This is a genomic window from Flavobacterium anhuiense (assembly GCF_001705175.1).
Taxonomy (GTDB): Bacteria; Bacteroidota; Bacteroidia; order Flavobacteriales; family Flavobacteriaceae; genus Flavobacterium; species Flavobacterium anhuiense.
In genome coordinates this window covers 4,721,990-4,739,650 of record NZ_CP016907.1, presented here as the reverse complement: position 1 = coordinate 4,739,650, position 17,661 = coordinate 4,721,990, and the positions used below count along the sequence as shown (strand labels likewise).

Annotated in this window: 14 protein-coding genes; 8 read left to right on the top strand and 6 right to left on the bottom strand. The window is 34.1% G+C overall.

What is annotated here, in order from left to right; translation table 11 throughout:
• Positions 1-43: 43 nt before the first annotated feature.
• The 6 genes from BB050_RS19965 to BB050_RS19940 all read left to right on the top strand — a co-directional run bounded on the left by BB050_RS19965 (position 44) and on the right by BB050_RS19940 (position 7,576).
• Positions 44-247, top strand: a complete 204-nt coding sequence (locus BB050_RS19965) for a hypothetical protein (protein WP_066034845.1) — start codon at positions 44-46, stop codon at positions 245-247.
• 195 nt (positions 248-442) lie between these two features.
• Entirely contained in the window at positions 443-1,078 is a 636-nt protein-coding gene (locus BB050_RS19960) for a hypothetical protein (RefSeq protein ID WP_066034844.1), read from the top strand.
• A gap of 183 nt (positions 1,079-1,261) precedes the next feature.
• Entirely contained in the window at positions 1,262-1,705 is a 444-nt protein-coding gene (locus BB050_RS19955) for a hypothetical protein (protein WP_008463513.1), read from the top strand.
• A 639-nt stretch (positions 1,706-2,344) separates the two neighbouring features.
• Complete coding sequence (locus BB050_RS19950) at positions 2,345-5,536, top strand: SusC/RagA family TonB-linked outer membrane protein (protein ID WP_066034843.1); 3,192 nt, start codon at positions 2,345-2,347, stop codon at positions 5,534-5,536.
• A gap of 12 nt (positions 5,537-5,548) precedes the next feature.
• On the top strand, positions 5,549-6,973 hold the full coding sequence (locus BB050_RS19945) for a SusD/RagB family nutrient-binding outer membrane lipoprotein (protein ID WP_066034842.1): 1,425 nt from the start codon (positions 5,549-5,551) through the stop codon (positions 6,971-6,973).
• Positions 6,974-7,123: 150 nt separating this feature from the next.
• The gene (locus BB050_RS19940; protein ID WP_236940378.1) at positions 7,124-7,576 is read left to right on the top strand and encodes a YybH family protein; all 453 of its coding nucleotides are present in this window, start codon (positions 7,124-7,126) and stop codon (positions 7,574-7,576) included.
• On the opposite strand, the gene BB050_RS19935 is transcribed toward BB050_RS19940, so the two are convergent.
• From BB050_RS19935 to BB050_RS19920, 4 genes are all read right to left on the bottom strand, one after another.
• Positions 7,573-8,391 (bottom strand): helix-turn-helix transcriptional regulator, encoded by an 819-nt coding sequence (locus BB050_RS19935; protein ID WP_066034841.1) that lies wholly within the window; start codon positions 8,389-8,391, stop codon positions 7,573-7,575. The two genes, BB050_RS19940 and BB050_RS19935, sit on opposite strands and share 4 nt — an antisense overlap.
• A 211-nt stretch (positions 8,392-8,602) precedes the next feature.
• The gene (locus tag BB050_RS19930) at positions 8,603-9,373 is read right to left on the bottom strand and encodes an alpha/beta hydrolase (protein ID WP_066034840.1); all 771 of its coding nucleotides are present in this window, start codon (positions 9,371-9,373) and stop codon (positions 8,603-8,605) included.
• Positions 9,374-9,377: 4 nt separating this feature from the next.
• Positions 9,378-9,917: a hydrolase gene (locus BB050_RS19925; protein WP_066034839.1), complete on the bottom strand. Its 540-nt coding sequence runs from the start codon at positions 9,915-9,917 to the stop codon at positions 9,378-9,380.
• A gap of 215 nt (positions 9,918-10,132) precedes the next feature.
• Positions 10,133-12,568: a tetratricopeptide repeat-containing sensor histidine kinase gene (locus BB050_RS19920; protein WP_123907012.1), complete on the bottom strand. Its 2,436-nt coding sequence runs from the start codon at positions 12,566-12,568 to the stop codon at positions 10,133-10,135.
• Positions 12,569-12,774: 206 nt separating this feature from the next.
• Between BB050_RS19920 and BB050_RS19915 the strand changes: the two genes are divergently transcribed.
• The gene (locus tag BB050_RS19915) at positions 12,775-14,748 is read left to right on the top strand and encodes a sigma 54-interacting response regulator (RefSeq protein WP_066034837.1); all 1,974 of its coding nucleotides are present in this window, start codon (positions 12,775-12,777) and stop codon (positions 14,746-14,748) included.
• 173 nt (positions 14,749-14,921) lie between these two features.
• Here BB050_RS19915 and BB050_RS19910 read toward each other — a convergent pair whose 3' ends face one another.
• Positions 14,922-15,710: an alpha/beta fold hydrolase gene (locus BB050_RS19910; protein ID WP_236940377.1), complete on the bottom strand. Its 789-nt coding sequence runs from the start codon at positions 15,708-15,710 to the stop codon at positions 14,922-14,924.
• Between the two features lie 270 nt (positions 15,711-15,980).
• Here BB050_RS19910 and BB050_RS19905 point away from each other — a divergent pair, with 270 nt between their 5' ends.
• On the top strand, positions 15,981-16,817 hold the full coding sequence (locus BB050_RS19905) for an alpha/beta fold hydrolase (RefSeq protein ID WP_066034835.1): 837 nt from the start codon (positions 15,981-15,983) through the stop codon (positions 16,815-16,817).
• Between the two features lie 155 nt (positions 16,818-16,972).
• Here the strand turns inward: BB050_RS19905 and BB050_RS19900 are convergent, their stop codons facing one another.
• Positions 16,973-17,653, bottom strand: coding sequence for a metal-dependent hydrolase (locus BB050_RS19900; protein WP_066035238.1), 681 nt, complete (start codon positions 17,651-17,653; stop codon positions 16,973-16,975).
• Between the last annotated feature and the right edge of the window lie 8 nt (positions 17,654-17,661).

Genomic DNA, 17,661 nt, shown 5'->3' with positions numbered 1-17,661 from the left:
CATTTGACTTAATTTTAATAATCATTTTAAAAAAGAAGAAATTATGGAAAAGAATAATCAAACCCAGAAAAACCCAAACCCTAAACAACAGGGCGGGGGAGATCATCGAAATGATACAAGGAAACATCAATATAAAGAACATGATGAAGTGTTGACAAATGATGAAAATTATGATGTTGACACTAAAAAGTTCAAAGGAGAAGAACCTGAACTCGATGATAAATTGAATAATGAACATAAAAAATAATGCTAATGCGTCCTGAAGTTTGTTTGGGACGTTTTTTTATTCTTCTTTTCATCACAAATCCATTTTCCTCTTTAAAAAGACTTTTTTTAAGAGATAAAAGTGAAGAAGTGAAAAATATGACATGATTTTTATAGATTTGTAAAAATCTAATACAATCTCTCAATAATAATTGGGAAACAATATATAATACAAGGCATGAAATCGGTTACTTCAGTTTTTTTACTTTTAATGTTTATCTGTTCAAATGCATTCGCTCAATTGAGTTCTGATAAAATATTCGAAAGTTTTAAGCAAGGTGAACGCACCAATTGTTCATCTATAGCTTTTATTAAAGCTTCTTTAAATGTTTACGGATTAGATAATCTTTTTGTAACCGAAAAGCTAACCGAAGATTTATATAAAATTACTTTAAAGAACAATGCCTCATTCAACCTGAACACTACAGAAATAAGCAAAGCTAAAGAATCTGCAGGTTTTGTCTATATTAAGGACAATTGCGATAGCGAGAAAATTACCAATTATGCAGAATTGACTTATGCTGTAATGGCAAAATACAAACAGATTATTGATAAGGAAGCCACTTTTGACAAAGCGTTGGAAGATCTAGAAGACGGTACAGTGTATACTCCGACTATTTATAAGTACCTTGGATTCACATTAGGCAAACAAATTCAGAAATTGAAAAAAGAATCGGGAACTGAATATTGCGGCGTTGTGGCTTGGTCAAAAGTGCATGCTGTTTTTGTCTGCGGAGAATTTATGGACTATTACGGAAACAAAAAGAGTTTATGGATTAAATATCCGAGCCGTTTTAGAATAATTAAATCATAAAAGCAATACAATTAGCCTTGGGAAAAATGTGCTGAAATAGCCAAAATTCCTGTTTTGGTGTAATATTTTCCTTAGCGCAACGTAACAATTATAATTTTATTGTGAAAAAGAAAGTATAAAAGTTGCATTTTAACATAATTTATATATTTTTGCTTTTATTCAAGAACCAAATCTATTAAGAAAATGAAGAGCAAGATTATTTTATTATGTGTCCTTTTCTTCTTGACGACTGCTGCCGTTTCTGCACAGGCAAAAAATGCTCCAAGAAGTATCATTAGTACAACTGCATTAATCCGTAAATACCATGACCAAAAAGAACTAAGTGGTATGCAAAAAGGAGAACTTTTAGAATTGTACATTGAACGTATTAAAGTTCTAGTAAAAACACTTCCTTATATTGCTTTGGTTACTAAACCTGGTGTAACAATGGCAGATTTAGGTATTCCAGATACAAGTGAGAATAAAAAAATCTTAGATGGACAGGCAGAAGGCACCACTGTTTTCTTAGATACTACAGTAGATTTCCAAAGAAAAATGATGCCGTATTCTGATAAAGGAAATCTTATCGCGGCCATCTTATTTTATGAAACAACATTGAAATCGTTGCACGAGTTTAACGAGTTATAATATTTCAATACTTAAAATAGAAGCTCCAAGGTCTTATGATCTTGGAGCTTTTTTTTTGCACGAAACTTTGCTAAAATGCTATTAAAAGCATTTTTTGAGTTTCAAGATTAGTACAATTCTTATAAAATTGTAAAAACGCGAATTTTTTATAACTGTTTTATTTATAGATGCTTAAGGCCTTTTGTTTACAGGGATTAACATTTTTTTTGCAAAAAGTTTAATTAAAATTTGGGAACTAAAAATTTTAACATACTTTTGTTCTATCAAATTAGTAGAGTTTAAAATTTAATTAGAAATACAGAGATTTAAAACCTTATCATTTCATTTTCAGAAATATAAAAAGCATAACACATTTGCACCTTATGCATCACTACGGTTAAAATTCCTCTTTTTAAATTCATTTGTAAATTTTTAATAACACTAGCCTGAAACAGGGGTAAAAATTGTATAGGACAAATAAAATAATAATCTAAAAAAAAGTAAAAATGAAAAAACGAATGTGCTGCAGATAAAAAAGAAAACCATTTCTGTTGCAGCAGAAATGGTCAGAGTTTAAAGAAATTGTCATCTCTAAAAGGAAAGCATGAATAGTCTAAAACTGTTCGAGGCTCGCCTTATTTATTAAACTAAAACAAAGTAATGAAAATAAAATTAAAAAGATATGCTTGGCTATGTATTTTGTTGATTTCCATAGGAGTTAAAGCTCAAGATACTAAGCCGTTAATTCAGTCTAAACTGGAAGGAACCGTAGTTGATGCCATTACAAAAGAGCCAATTATCGGAGCTTCGGTAACCATTAAAGGAACTACACACGGTGTTGTTACGGATACAGATGGAAAATTTTTCTTTCAAACCGGACAAAAATTCCCTTACACACTTTTAGTTAGTTATTTAGGATATAAAAAAGAAGAAGTTGTAGTAAACAAAAACGCTATCACTATCAGTCTTACTGAAGAACAGAATGCACTGTCTGAAGTTGTGGTTACGGCACTTGGAATTTCAAAAGAAAAGAAATCTCTAGGATATACGACTCAGGCATTAAAAGGAAAAGAATTGGCTACTACGAAAGAAACGAACTTTTTGAATGGTCTTTCGGGTAAATTAGCGGGTGTTCGTATTACAAATTCACAAGGAGATATGGGATCTTCACGTATTATTATCCGTGGGGAAACTTCTATTGCAGGAAACAACCAGCCGCTTTTTGTAGTAGATGGAGTTCCTGTAGATAACTCACAATTGAACTTTGGAGGAGCAACTCGTGATTTCAGAAATGCAATTGCCGATTTAAATCCGCAGGATATTGAAACTTTGACTGTTTTAAAAGGGCCAAATGCTGCCGCGCTTTACGGATCGCGTGCTGCGCATGGTGTGGTACTTATTACTACAAAATCTGGAAAAGGACAAAAATCAGGATATGGAGTTACTTTTAATACAGGTATAACTGTTTCTCAAGTAGCTACTTTGCCTTCTTTCCAAAATACTTTTGGTCAAGGTTCTAACGGAAGATTTAGCTACGTAGACGGAAAAGGAGGAGGAGTTAATGATGGAGTTGATGAAAGCTGGGGACCAAGAATGGATGGTCGTTTAATACCTCAGTTTTATTCTAAAGGTGAAGCTGTTCCTTTTGTAGCGCATCCAAACAATGTAAAAGATTTCTTTAATACAGGACTTACTTACGACAATAGTGTTTCTATTGCAAAAGCTAATGATAAAGGAGATTTCCGTTTAGGTGTAAACAATCAGAAACAGCTTGGAACTGTGCCTAACAGTGAAATAAACAAAACAAACTTTACAATTAATACCAATTATCAGATTTCTGAAAATGTAAAAGTTGGTGTTAATGCAAATTATATTGTAACAAATGCTCCACAATTGCCAGGAGGTCCATCAGGAGGGCGTGCTGCGGGTGTAATGCTGCAGTTTCTTTGGTTTGGACGTCAGGTTGATATTAATGAATTGGATAAAGATTGGAACACTAACTGGAACAACAGTTACTACAGTAACCCTTATTGGAATGCCTATTATAATACAACAAGCCAACAGCGTAACCGTATAATTGGAGATGTCCATTTAGACGCGAAATTGGCTGAAGGACTTAACTTCAGATTCCGTACAGGTGTTGATTATTATAATGACCGCAGAAAATATACTATTAAGTATGGTACAAACGGAACTCCTTTCGGATCGTATGCTGAAGACGCATACACAGTAAATGAACAAAATACTGAGGGTATATTTCAATATACAAAACAGCTAAATGATGATTTCAGTTTAGATGCGCTTGCAGGTTTCAATATTCGTAACCATAGCGATGCCAACAATTATCAGAAAGCGCCACGTTTAGCGGTTCCAGATTTATATACATTGACTAACTCTAGAGATCCGTTGACTTCATCAAATTCATTGTCAAGATTAAGAGTGTATAGTGCTTACGCATCTGCTCAAGTAGGATTTAGAAACTATGCTTTCTTAAACGTTACAGCGCGTAATGACTGGTCTTCTACACTACCAAGCAGCAACCGTTCTTATTTCTATCCTTCTTTTAACGGAAGTGTAGTTTTAACAGATGCATTGAACATTAAGAGCAGTACACTTGATTTCTTAAAAGTTAGAGGTGGATGGTCTGAAGTAGGTAACGATGCAGATCCGTACCAATTGTCTACGGTTTACAATTTCCAAACAGCATTTGACGGAAACCCAATTCAGACTTCTTCTCAAAAGAAATTAAATGAAAACCTAAAACCAGAAACAACACGTTCTACAGAGGTGGGTCTAGAAGCTTCTTTCTGGAAAAACAGACTTCATTTTGATGTAGCATACTATAATACAAATAGTTTCGACCAAATTTTAGAAATTAAAACTACAGCATCAAGCGGTTATACTTCGCAGTTAATAAATGCAGGTAAAATCAACAACCAAGGTATTGAGGTGCAATTGGACGGAAATCCAGTTCAAACGGAAAACTTCAAATGGAATGTGGCTGTAAATTATTCAAAAAATAAGAGTAAAGTAGAAATTCTAGATTACGCTGGAGATATTAAAAACTATACAATTGGTTCTTCTGGAGGTGTCGATGTATTGGCGTCTGTTGGGCAAGCTTACGGAGCACTTTACGGAACAGCTTATCAGCGTGATGCAAGCGGCAATATTGTAGTAGGAGCAAACGGTCTTCCAAAAGCAGATCCGACAAAAAAGGTTTTAGGACATTATACGCCAGATTATTTAGCAGGTCTTACGAATACTTTGACTTACAAAAATCTTGAGCTTTCTTTCCTTGTTGATGCTAGTGTTGGTGGAGAGCTTTTCTCTGGAACTAACAGAACAGGAAACTATACAGGAGTTTTAGCACAGACTCTTCCAGGACGTGGCGCTGAAAACGGCGGATTAAGCTATTATTATCCAGGAAATAATACAGCGAACCCGAAAACTTTGGTAACTGGCGGTGCAGCTCCAAGCGGTGTAACGGTTTATGATGACGGAATGATTTTCGGAGGGGTATTTGCAGACGGAACGCCAAATAATAAAGTGATTAGTGCACAAGAATATTATAAAGCATCATACAATATTAGCGAGGCTTATATCTACAGCTCAACTTTTGTAAAAATGAGAGAGATAAAACTAACTTATAATGTTGATAAAAAATTGGTTAAAAAGTTAGGATTAGAAGGAGCAAGCATTACTGCAGCTGGACGTAACTTATTCTTTATCTATAAAGATGCGCCAAATATTGACCCTGAAACAGCTTTCAATACAGGAAATGCACAAGGATTGGAAAGTTTAGCGTTGCCAACAACTAGAAACTTCAGTCTTAACCTTAATGTTAAATTTTAAAAACTCGGAATCATGCTAAAAAAACTATCATATACAATACTGTTTGCATTGACACTGAGCTCTTGCAGTGATACTCTTGACGATATAAATAAAAACCCAAATGCAACTGAAACGCCACTTGCGCCGTACCTTTTGACTGGTACTTTAAAACAAGGTGCAGATTTGTATTGGGGAGATGCAAATAACTTTAACTCAACGTTGCTTTTTGTACAGCATTGGGCTAAAATTCAATATACAGAACCAGACCGTTACGATGTTTCGAACACTTCTTTCACTTCATTGTGGGATAAAGGATATTCAACTCTAATTACAGATTTGAACACAATTATAAAGTTTCCAGATGCACAGGCTAATTCTAATTATAAAGGAATTGCCTTATCGCTACGTTCATGGACATTTTTATTGCTGACAGATGCTTATGGAAGTATTCCGTACAAAGAAGCAGGTCAAAAAGTAACGCCAGCGTATAATACTCAAAAAGAAGTTTATACAGGATTGCTTGAAGATTTGAAACAAGCACAATCTTTATTAAACTCAGCAAACGGTTCTGTAACAGGAGATTTGGTTTATAAAGGCGATATAGCAAAATGGAAAAAATTTGTGAATTCACTTCGTTTGAGAATTGCTTTAAGAATTTCAGACAGAGAACCTGTTTTGGCGAAACAAGCTGCAATTGAGGCAACAAGCGATGCTGCAGGACTAATCAGCAGCGAAAGTGAAACATTTAAGTTCACTTACACTAGTTCGCCACAGCAAAATCCAGCTTCAGCTTGGTTTGAAACTCGTGATGATTTCCGTATTTCAAAAACTATGGTTGATCAATTATATGCATTATCTGATCCACGTTTGCCAGTATTTGCACAATTGCCATCAGATGCAAGCGTAGGAAAATATGTTGGTGGTGCTAACGGATTATCAAATAGTGATGCCAACAGCCAAGGTTTTGCTAAAACATCAAAACCAGGAACTTATTTCCTTACATCGGCTTCGCCTGCTGTAATTGCTTCTTACTCTGAAACTTTGTTTAACTTGGCAGAAGCTGCGGCAAGAGGATATATTTCTGGAGATGCAGAGCAATATTATAAAAATGCTATTACAGCGTCTTTCAATCAATTTGGAATTACAAACGCCACAACTATTTCAACGTATTTGAATCAGGCAAGCGTGAAATATGATGCTTCAAACTATGCTAAATCAATCGGTACACAAAAATGGATTGCTTTCTTCGGACAAGGTCTTGATGCATTTACAGAATGGAGAAGATTGGATTATCCTGTCTTAACTGCTGGTCCAGCAACTGTTTTAGACGGAAAAATTCCTTCACGTCTTTTCTATCCAGGTACAGAACAATCTCTTAATGGAGCAAGTTATCAAGCTGCTGTTGCAGATCAAGGAAAAGATTTACTGACAACCAAATTATGGTTTGATGTGAAATAAATCTGAATTTTAATAAATTTCATCAAAAAAGCCCCGTATCAAACTTTGATGCGGGGTTTTTGCATTGTTTTCAATTATGATAAAGTTGTTCGTTATTTTACAATTTTTGGGCTAGCAGAATAATTTTCTTTGTAAAAAAATATATAAACCATGAAAACAAAAATCATTTTAAGCACATTCATGATGCTTACTTTTTGGTGTAATGCCCAAAACACAGATCCTGCTTTAAAAGAGGTAAAAAAAATTATTGAAGCCAGTAACAAAACGTTCTCCGACTTTACCAACAAGAACGATGGTTCTATTGTTGCAAGATATACGGATGATGCTTGTCTATTTCCGCCAAATGGAGAGCCAAAATGCGGAGCAAAACAAATTGATTCCTTTTTTAGAGGCGGACCTCAAGTGCATGTTGTATTCACAATCCAGCATCTTTATGGAGACGCAAAAACAGCCGTTACTGAAGAAAGTTTTTATGAAATGACTGATATGAATGGCAAAAAACTAGATGACGGAAAAGTAATCGTGATCTGGAAGAAAACCAAAGATGGCTGGAAAATGCATCGTGATATGTTTAGCAGCAATCATCCTGCAAAACAAGACTAAAAACCAATGTTAACTGCATGCTGTAAATTGGTATCGTTTTTTAGCATCGAATTTCTGGATGCAGATGGCGTAATGCCAGTAAACTTCTTAAACTCTTTAATAAAATGAGATTGGTCATAATAGCCATTATCGTAAGCTATAGTCGTCAATGATTCTGTCGTGTTGAGTACTAAATTCAGACTTTTATTAAATCGGACTACAGAGGTAAAAGCAGCAGGACTTATGCCAATATTAGACAAATAAAGTTTTTGGATATACCTTTCTGATAATCCCGAATGGTGGGCAAGGAAAGGTAAATCCAATTGCTTATGATGTCGAAAAAGCTCCTGACTCAGATTCTGAACTATTGAAACTTTTTTTAATCGAGTTTCATTTTTCTTTAATTTTTTAAGAAAGTACGTTTCTAAAACACTTATTTTAGACAATAAATCGTTCCTTTCCATGATCTGGTCATACAAATCCCTATTTTCTCCCAAAGCAACATCATACATATCGGTGGCATAATTGGTAAATTCTGATAGAGGATCTGAAAAAAACAGTGCGCTGGCATGCGGATAAATTCTTGCTATTAGTACGGATGTTCCTTTTGCTACAGAAAGACGTGTTGGAAGCGTAAGATGTCCCAATAATTCTATTGCAGGAGTATCTTTTTGTTTTCCGTTAATAATAGTAGCTGCAAATCCTCCAGAAATATTTATAATCAAATCGACATATCCGCTTGGATAAAAAACTTCGTTGTCGAGATCTTTTTCGATTGTAACAATAGTATAATTTTTTATAAACGGCGCTAAACTGGCGGACGGTAAAATCTGCATATCGCTTTTTGTTGTAATTTAGAAGTAAATTAACTGATTTATAGCAAGTTCTAAATTAATAATAAATACAATACAAACGAATTAGAATTTAGCAGATGTTGTTGACTGAAATAACAGTAATCAATATTCCTACGGAATGAATATTTTTTTGATTTTAAAAAAGCCCTATATCATATTTTGCTACAGGGCTTTTATTTCAATTACAATTTTTTTATAGGTTTTCGTACCAATTTAAAATATAATCGGCTACACTTTCCCAGCCAGGTTCTCCACAGATAAAATGGCTTTTGCCATCAAATATTTTAAGGTCTACTCGTCCTGCATTTTCTTTATATCTACTGGCGATTGTTTCTGTTAAGTTAGGTGGAAAAATATGATCACTTCCGCCGCCAACAAATAAAATAGGTTCATGCGGTTTTTTAAAATTGATATTGGAGAAAGAATTCAAAACCAATTCTCGGCTTACTTTATAACTTTCTGGCACAGCAAATTTCTCAAAAGCAATACTTTTTTGTGCTTCAGGTATGGTATTAAAAAAGGCATAATCGTACCATTTTCGGCTTCCCATAAAATATTTAGAAGAAGAAAAAAAGCCAAAAGCAGGAATTACAGTCTTTAAAGTTTGAAATGGCGGAAACACATTTTTTGGTGGCGCTCCATCAATACTTACTCCCGCAGCAGCTTTGCCCAATTCTACCAATTTTAAAGTTGCCATACCAGCCATTGAATGTCCAATAACCAAAGGCTTTTCAGGTAAAGTATCTATTAATCTGCTGATGTTGTTGACGATGTCAATAAACCCAGTTTTACTCAGATCTGGATGAACTTTTGTTCTTAAATCGGCAGGATTTCCATCGTGTCCAGGGTTTGCAGGAGTGTAAACTGTATATCCTTTTTGTTCATAGTGCTTTTTCCAATCGGCCCAAGTTTTGTCATTGACAAAATTTCCGTGTATAAGTACAATTGTTTTTGATTTTGACATGATTTTATTTGATTAATGTTAGAATTTCTTTGAAGATATCTCGTCTGGAGTCTTTTACCAATTCATAGAGACACATTTCAATATTGGTTACAGAAGCTCCTTTTTGCTGCAGTTTTTGTAAAGCAATTTCAATGCTTTCAGCTGAGCGTGAAGAAACAGAATCGATAACTATTTCTACTTCAAAATTGTTAGACAATAATCCGATAGCAGTCTGATAAACACAAATATGAGCTTCGATGCCGCAGATCAGCCATTGTTTTCTTCCAGAATCTATAATTGCTTGTTTGAAAACATCATTTTCATATGCATTGAAAGTATATTTTTCAATGGGTTTCTGATGAAGCAATAATTTTTCCAATTCAGGGATAGTTCTTCCAAGGCCTTTCGGATTTTGTTCTGCCCATATTATCGGAATTGTAAGTATTTGACAGCCTCGAATTAGTTTTGCCAGATTTACAGCAAGTTTTTCGCTGTTATGTACAATTCGGGCAAGTTTTCCTTGCACATCAATTATAATCAATCCAGTTTTTTCTTGTTCAAGCATCGCCTCTAAAATTCAGGACGAAAATGACTGATAATAACATTATATTTTTCATAATAAATGGTTTTAAAGGTTAACCCTCGTAGAGAACCAATTTATATGCCATGTCAAGTTATTCCTTTAATAGTAAGGGTTTTGTAGCAACTTGTTGATTTATAAAGTGCTATATATCGCTAAACAGATTTAGATTCGTGAGATTTCGCTATAAATAATTCAGATTACCTTCTTTTTTCATTGATTGGAAATTCCTTTGAAAATTCAATTTTAAGAATTGTTCCATTATTGTTTTCCATAGAAAAAGTAGCATCCAAATCGTCGCTTAAACCTTTTATCAAGCTTAATCCAAATGAATTGATTTTCTTATTGCTGATATTAGCATCAAAACCAACTCCGTTATCTGCAATGGTAAGCAGATATTTGTTTTCAGATGTAGCCTGTAAAGTGACGTAAATCATTCCAGTTCTGTTGTCTGGAAAAGCATATTTTATAGAGTTTGTAATCGATTCGTTTAGAATAAGTCCAACTGGGACGGCCTGTGCTACATCCAATTCCAAGGGATCAATTTTTAATTCAAAGCGGATTCTTTGTCCAAGCGAAAAAGATTCTCTTAAATATTCGACCAATTCTTTGATATAATTCGGCATATTGATAGTCGAAATATTCTCGGAATTATATAATTTCTGATGAATGAGCGACATAGAATGAATACGGTGCTGGCTGTTTTTAATAGCCGACAGCGCCATATCATTTTCCAGATAAGCAGATTGCGAATTGAGCAGACTTATTACAGTTTGAAGATTGTTTTTTACACGATGGTGGATTTCTTTTAAAAGCCATTCTTTCTCATCCAGTAAATGTCTTAGATTAATATTCTTCTGATTGATTTCTTTTTCTTTCAATTCAAGTTCCGCATTGTTTTTCTGTTTCAGACGATATCTGTTGTACAATAAGGTAATAATAAGAACCAATAAAACCAAACTCGATATAGAAACTGTATTTAATAATTTTGATTTTTTTAAGGCTGTTTCCTGTAAACTAGTTTCTTGATTTAATGATTTGATTTTCTGTTCTTTATTTTCTGTTTCGTATTGGAATCTAAGTTCTTCAATCTGCTTGTTTTTAGCATAATCTAAAACGGAATCGCTCATTTTTTTATACAATTTATGATGCTCTAATGCCGATTTAAAATTGCCATTTAACGAATCTAATTTGTATAAGGACATTTGCAACGCTTCAGAATTATAGTTCTGGCTATATTTTTTTGATACAGCATCAATCTTATCGATATACAATTTTGTTTTATGAAGGTTTTTTCGATTCGCATAAAATAAAGCAATAGACGAATACGTGTTGCAGACATCTCTGTAGGTTTGTGGAGAGTCTAAACCATCAGCTGCTTCTCCAGCTTTTATAAAATACTTTTCGGCTGTGCCATAATTTTTGATTCGCCAGTAACAGTTGGCGTAACCATAATTCATAAGCATATTGTCAAACTTATTTGGAGGAGGATAGTGGCTCTTAATAGAATTCATGTATTCTATGGCTTCTTTGTTTTTTCCTTTCATGGATAAAGATGCGGTTGCTGTCATAAAACTTTTGTACCAACTGCCGCTGCTAAAAATGTTTTGTCCGTATCTAATACTTTTTTCAGACATTTTTATGGCTTCATCTGTGTGTCCCATTTGCAAATACACCAATCCTAAGCGCATATAAAAAATATCAGCAAAAGTGTAATCTTTTGTAGACTCCATGCTTTTTACACTCTTTAAAGCATAATAAAGAGCGCTTTTAATATTGAATTGTACGCCTTCTATATAAGCAATTGTAGTTTCAATGTATTGCTGCTGCCTGAAGCCAATTTTTCGCATATCGGCAGCATTTTGATATAAGATTTTCTTGGCATCGTTTATTTTTCCGTGCCAGAAATAGATGGTACATATTCTTGCTTTTGTGATTATTCTTTTTTCTTCAAAGCCTAGGTTTTTGTATAAAGCTTCTGCTTCTTTCAGGATTTTTTCTTTTTCGGGATCTAAATCATATTGGTTTGTTGCCTGATAGAATAAAGCGTCTGCTAGAGCAGCTTTGTCGTTTTGTTTTCGGCATTCGTTTACTACTTGCGAAAAGCATTTTTTGCTTTCAGGATAATTGTTGATCTGGAAATAAAACTTTCCCAGAAGCATCAAACTCTCATGCTGCCATTTTTGAATTTTTAGCTGATTGCTGATTTTGACTGCTTCTGTTATAAAATGATGCGCATTTTTGATATCATCTGGTTTGGTAAAGGGTTTAAACAGATAAAAAATTCCCAATTGCAACGCTAGTTTTACTTTGTTTACACCTTTTGATTTTTGAAAAAGTTTTTTAGCAGCATCGATATTGCCTTTTTCAATTAAATCTTTTCCAATCAAATAAGAACCATCATTAAAACCTTCGTCATAGGCTAAAGAAACAGGCAATTTATAGGCTTTACAGGTTAAAACTACTGCACTGTCTAGATCTATTGATCCTTGATTTGAATTATACAGATAAGAAGAACAGGTTTGTATAAGCAAACGTTTCTTTTTTAAATCATAGCCCGCTGTAGCAGGGTGATTTTGCGCTTCAGAATTAATTGCAATCAAGAATAGAAGACAAAAAGTATACAGCAGCTTCATGAATTTGAAAGGGATTAGATTTAGTAAGTTTTTGATTAACAAATATAAAGAGAAACAATTGAGTTTGACTTGCAAAATAACGGGAAAATTATGGTAAAATGTGATTTTTATTTAACTAAATTTGAAAACGCTTAATTTTAATTGTGATAATTAACTATTTTTGTATCAATGAATTAAGTGTTATGTAGGACAAAATTTACCCACTTATGAAAAAGTCTGCCGACAACGGAAATGAAGCTGCGGTTTCAGCATTAAAAAAGCGAATTTTAATTGTTGAAGATCAGTTTATTGAAGCGCACGATTTACAACTTATTCTTGAAAAAGCTAATTATGAAGTTACAGGAATTGCAAGATCGGTAGAGCAGGCTTTGGAACAGATTGAGATTGAAAAACCAGATCTTGTTTTTTTGGACATTATGCTCAAAGGCAAGCGTGACGGCATAGAGTTAGCACATATTCTTAAAGAAAAGCATATTGGTTTTATTTTTATTTCGGCCAATTCCAGTAAGAGTATTTTAGACGAAGCAAAAACTACACAACCATACGGATTTATTGTAAAACCATTTAGAGAGCAAGATGTTCTCACGACTCTCGAAATAGCTTTTTATCGTCAGCAATATAGTTTAGAAAGCCAGTTGAGACAACAATTTCAGCTTCAAAAAGCAATTTCAGAGATCATAAATTCAAATGTAAAGAAAGAAGAGGCTTTGTTGGCTTTTGCAAAAGCAGTTCAGACTTTTATTCCTTTCGATTATTTAGAGACTGGTTTTGTGGCCAGTACACATTACGATAATCTCGGAATTGTCCGCAGAAATATCGATCAGTATCAGATTATTAACCTGCAGAAACTTGTTCAAATAACAGAATTGTCTGAGAGAGAAATAAATGAAACTTACAAGAAATCAAAAATAGATCGAGAACCGATTATTTATAGCGAAGAAGCACTGATAAACAACCTTCAGGAAGCGCCAATAAAAGCTTTGATCTCGCATAATTTCGGAATAAAATCATATTTAGTTTTTCCGCTTTCGATTGCTGCAATCCAGAGCTATCATTTTACTTTTTACAGCCGTAACCTGAATGTGTATTCCCAGGAACATCTGCGAATTTTGACTTCACTTGAACCTATATTCGGGCAGTTTATAGCAAAAATCTATTCGAAAGAAGAATTTAGTCTGGTTCCGAAAAAAGCTGAAGCCAAAAACGCTAAACCAGTAAGCACCCAAAAAGGTTTTGAAGGAATTATTGGCAATAGCTCGCAAATGAATTCTGTTTTTAATTATATTCGAAAAGTAGCCCCTTCCGACACTTCGGTACTGGTTCTTGGCGAAAGTGGAACAGGAAAGGAAAAAATCGCGCAAAGCATTCATGCTTTATCTCCCAGAAAAGATAAGCCTCTGGTTATTATCAACTGTGGAGCAATTCCTGAAAATCTTGCCGAATCACTGCTTTTTGGTCACGAAAAAGGTGCTTTTACAGGGGCTTTAGATAAACGTATCGGTAAATTTGAATTGGCTGACGGTGGAACTATTTTTCTAGACGAAGTAGGAGAGATGTCTCTAGAACTTCAGGTCAAATTGCTGCGTGTTTTGCAGGAAAGAGAAATTGAGCGCGTTGGCGGTACTTCTCCTATGAAAATTGATGTTAGGATTATTGCGGCAACCAACAAAAATCTCGAAGAAGAAGTGGCAGCAGGAAGATTTAGAATGGATTTGTATTATCGTCTGCATGTTTTCCCAATTATGGTTCCTCCATTAAAAAAGAGAAAAGAAGATATTCCAGATTTAGCCAATCATTTTATAGCCCTTTACAGTGATAAAATGGGCAGAAAAGCACCAGCGCTGTCTGATTTTGCTTTGCAGCAGATTATGAATTACAATTGGCCGGGAAATATTCGTGAACTTGAACATGTCATCCAGCGCGCAATTTTATTGACAGAAGGAAACACAATCAAGGAAATAGAACTTTCGATGTCTGCCAAAATGCATCCTGAACAACCAGCTGAATCATTTTCGATCAAAACAATATTAGAAAACGAAAGAGATTACATTCTTTACATCCTTAAAAAATGCAACGGAAAAATTTCTGGATCTGGCGGTGCGGCCGAAATTCTGGATATTCATCCGTCAACGTTGAATTCTAAAATTAAAAAGCTGGAGATTAAGAAAGGGATTATTTAAGTCATATCTTAAAAAATAAACACATTGGAACATAGATTTTATGTTCTATGTGTAAAAATGGTAAAGAGAAAACTATTTCTTTCACATAGTTTGTCCTATTCTTTCAATTAGTGAAACGCCTTTTTTAAGTTTGACTAAACTATGTTTCTATGTGTTTAAAATGATTAGTAATGTTAAGTAACTTTCATCAGCCAATTTGCTATAAACTCAGCAATATTCTCCCAATTTTCCTGATTTATGCTCAGATGATTTGAATTTCGAAATTCTTTATAACAAGTTATAGAGTGCAGATTTTTGTATTTTATAAAGTTAGCATAATTCAGAGAAGCAGGCGTAAAGACATCTTCTGAACCGGATATAAATAGAAGAGGTTCGTGTTTCTTTTTAAAATCGATTTTTCCTGTTTTCGTAAAAATATCACGCATTATTAATTTTGATTCCGGAATTAAAAATGTTTCGTAGGTTTCTTTTTGTTCTTCAAAAGTCATTTGGCTGCTAAAATAGTGTTGCCATTTTTTAAAAGGCAGTAAGTAAGTTTTGGCTGCCGAACTGAAAATGTCTGATAGATCCCAAATGGTTTTATAGAAGGAAAAATTAAAATGAAATGCATTGTAAGGAGGAATAGAGTTGATACAGATTCCAGCAGAACCCAATTCCTTCTGAATCAGTAATTGAGCTAAAAGACCTCCGTAAGAATGGCCTATTAGAATAGGCTTTTCAGGAAGTTTGTCCAAAATTTCTATATAGTAATCCAATACAATATTCAAACTGTTTAAAGCAATTTTTGAATTAGGATGCGTTTGTCTTAAGGCAGCAGGCAGTTCATTTTTGTGTGGCCAAGGCGGTGCTACAGTTTTATACCCTTTACTTTCAAAAAAAACGATCCATTCTTTCCAACAAATATGGCTTACAAATGCTCCAGTAATAAACATAATGGTTTTTTTATTAGATAAATACATCATATCGAAGCTATTAGGTTAGTTTTCAGAAAGTAATACAGTTTGAAAACAAAAGAAATGCCTTTTTTATAAAGTATTGATTATAAAAGCATTGTTAGAATAGCTAGCGGTAGAATTATTATATATCGTTAAAAACAAGTTTTGATTCTTGAAATATCATAAGTTCAAGCAAAAAAAAATCTAGTAAATCCTTTATTTTAAAGGCTCTGCGTTTTGGTTTAATCTTTGTCTCCCTCAAAAAACAATATGAGTTTCAATCTTTAAATTATAATTATGGAAAAAATTTATGACACAGAAACAAGTTTCGCCGAATTAAGCGATCGTACCATTGCTTATCGCTCGTATGGAAAAGGAAAGGCAATAATTTTTGTAAACCGTTTTAGAGGAACGTTAGATACGTGGGATCCGCTGTTTGTGGCAAAAATGGCAGAAAAATTCAACGTTATCGTATTTGATTATTCTGGTATTGGATCTTCTACAGGAAGTCTGGCTCCTGATATTACTGTTGTAGCCAAAGACGTCAAAGATCTAGCTGATTTCTTAAAACTAGATTCAGTTATTGTTTTAGGATGGTCTTATGGCGGTTTGGTAGCACAGACAGCAACTTTACTATATCCTAATCTGGTGACACACGCTGTTTTAGTCGGAACAAATCCGCCGGGGAAAAATGAGATTCCTATAGAACAGGCATTTTTTGATGCGGCGCTAAAACCAGTAAACGATTTTGAGGATGAAATTGTTTTGTTTTTCGAACCAAAATCAGAATCTAGCCGATTGGCAGCAAAAGCTTCTCATGATCGAATTCATAAAAAAATTGATGGCGGAAAAATCCCTTCTACAATGGATGTTTTTCAATTGTATTTTGGCGGAGGAGATACTTTTAGAGAAGACGCACTTAATTTCAGAGAACAGCTTAAAAAGATAAAAACACCAATTTTAATTATATCTGGAGATCACGACATCAGTTTTGCGGTAGAGAACTGGTATCCGTATATCAACCAAATGACAAATGCCCAAATGATTGTGTATGCCGCGACTGGACACGGACCACAGCATCAATATCCTGAGCTTACAGCGCAGTATATCATTAATTTTGTAGAACACACTTAATTTCAAATAGAACATAATTACGAAAAGGAATAGTGCCGGTAGCTATTCCTTTTTTTATATAAAAGTTTTAAAGTTTTTTTCTTTTGATGATAGACATGATGATATTTCGCTAAAAGCTGTCTTTTAGCGAAATATAGCAAAAGAAAATCTACAATTTAGATTTCTATAGTACTGTTTATTTTAGGAAGAAACAATTGAAGAGAAGCATCCTTAAACGCATCCAAAGCTTTTTGATGGTCCATAACAATAAAACCGAAAGTATCATAATGAACGCCTAATATTTTTTTCACTCCGACAAGTTTAGAAGCTTCGATGGCTTCTTCAATTCCCATTGTGAGTCCGTCACCTATGGGAAAAACAGCAAAGTCAAGTTTAGTAAATTTAGGAATGAGCTGCATATCTAAAGTCAAAGCCGTATCGCCACTGTAATAAAAATTGCCATCAGAGGTTGTAAGCACAAAACCACATGCGATGCCTCCATAAGAGCCGTCCATAAAACTGCTAGGATGTTGTGCTACCACACATTTTACGGTTCCGAAATCAAAATCAAATTTACCGCCTGGATTAATAGGATGTGCATTTTCGATTCCGTTTTTCAATAACCAGTTATAGATTTCAAAATTTCCGAGCACTTTTGCTCCAGTATTTTTTGCAATTCTTTCAACGTCTAGAATATGGTCATAATGCGCATGAGAAATAAAAATATAATCTGCTTTTATGGCATCAACATCAACCTCTTTGGCTAATTCGTTTGGCGTAATAAAAGGATCAAAAAGAATATGTTTTTCGTTGGCATAAACAGAAAAACAAGAATGTCCGTAGTACGTAATTTTCATGGTAAATC

Coding starts and splice junctions, on each gene's coding strand:
- BB050_RS19965 (WP_066034845.1), top strand. CDS start 44: ATGGAAAAGAATAATCAAACCCAGAAAAACCCAAACCCTAAACAACAG.
- BB050_RS19960 (WP_066034844.1), top strand. CDS start 443: ATGAAATCGGTTACTTCAGTTTTTTTACTTTTAATGTTTATCTGTTCA.
- BB050_RS19955 (WP_008463513.1), top strand. CDS start 1,262: ATGAAGAGCAAGATTATTTTATTATGTGTCCTTTTCTTCTTGACGACT.
- BB050_RS19950 (WP_066034843.1), top strand. CDS start 2,345: ATGAAAATAAAATTAAAAAGATATGCTTGGCTATGTATTTTGTTGATT.
- BB050_RS19945 (WP_066034842.1), top strand. CDS start 5,549: ATGCTAAAAAAACTATCATATACAATACTGTTTGCATTGACACTGAGC.
- BB050_RS19940 (WP_236940378.1), top strand. CDS start 7,124: ATGAAAACAAAAATCATTTTAAGCACATTCATGATGCTTACTTTTTGG.
- BB050_RS19935 (WP_066034841.1), bottom strand. CDS start 8,391: ATGCAGATTTTACCGTCCGCCAGTTTAGCGCCGTTTATAAAAAATTAT.
- BB050_RS19930 (WP_066034840.1), bottom strand. CDS start 9,373: ATGTCAAAATCAAAAACAATTGTACTTATACACGGAAATTTTGTCAAT.
- BB050_RS19925 (WP_066034839.1), bottom strand. CDS start 9,917: ATGCTTGAACAAGAAAAAACTGGATTGATTATAATTGATGTGCAAGGA.
- BB050_RS19920 (WP_123907012.1), bottom strand. CDS start 12,568: ATGAAGCTGCTGTATACTTTTTGTCTTCTATTCTTGATTGCAATTAAT.
- BB050_RS19915 (WP_066034837.1), top strand. CDS start 12,775: ATGAAAAAGTCTGCCGACAACGGAAATGAAGCTGCGGTTTCAGCATTA.
- BB050_RS19910 (WP_236940377.1), bottom strand. CDS start 15,710: ATGATGTATTTATCTAATAAAAAAACCATTATGTTTATTACTGGAGCA.
- BB050_RS19905 (WP_066034835.1), top strand. CDS start 15,981: ATGGAAAAAATTTATGACACAGAAACAAGTTTCGCCGAATTAAGCGAT.
- BB050_RS19900 (WP_066035238.1), bottom strand. CDS start 17,653: ATGAAAATTACGTACTACGGACATTCTTGTTTTTCTGTTTATGCCAAC.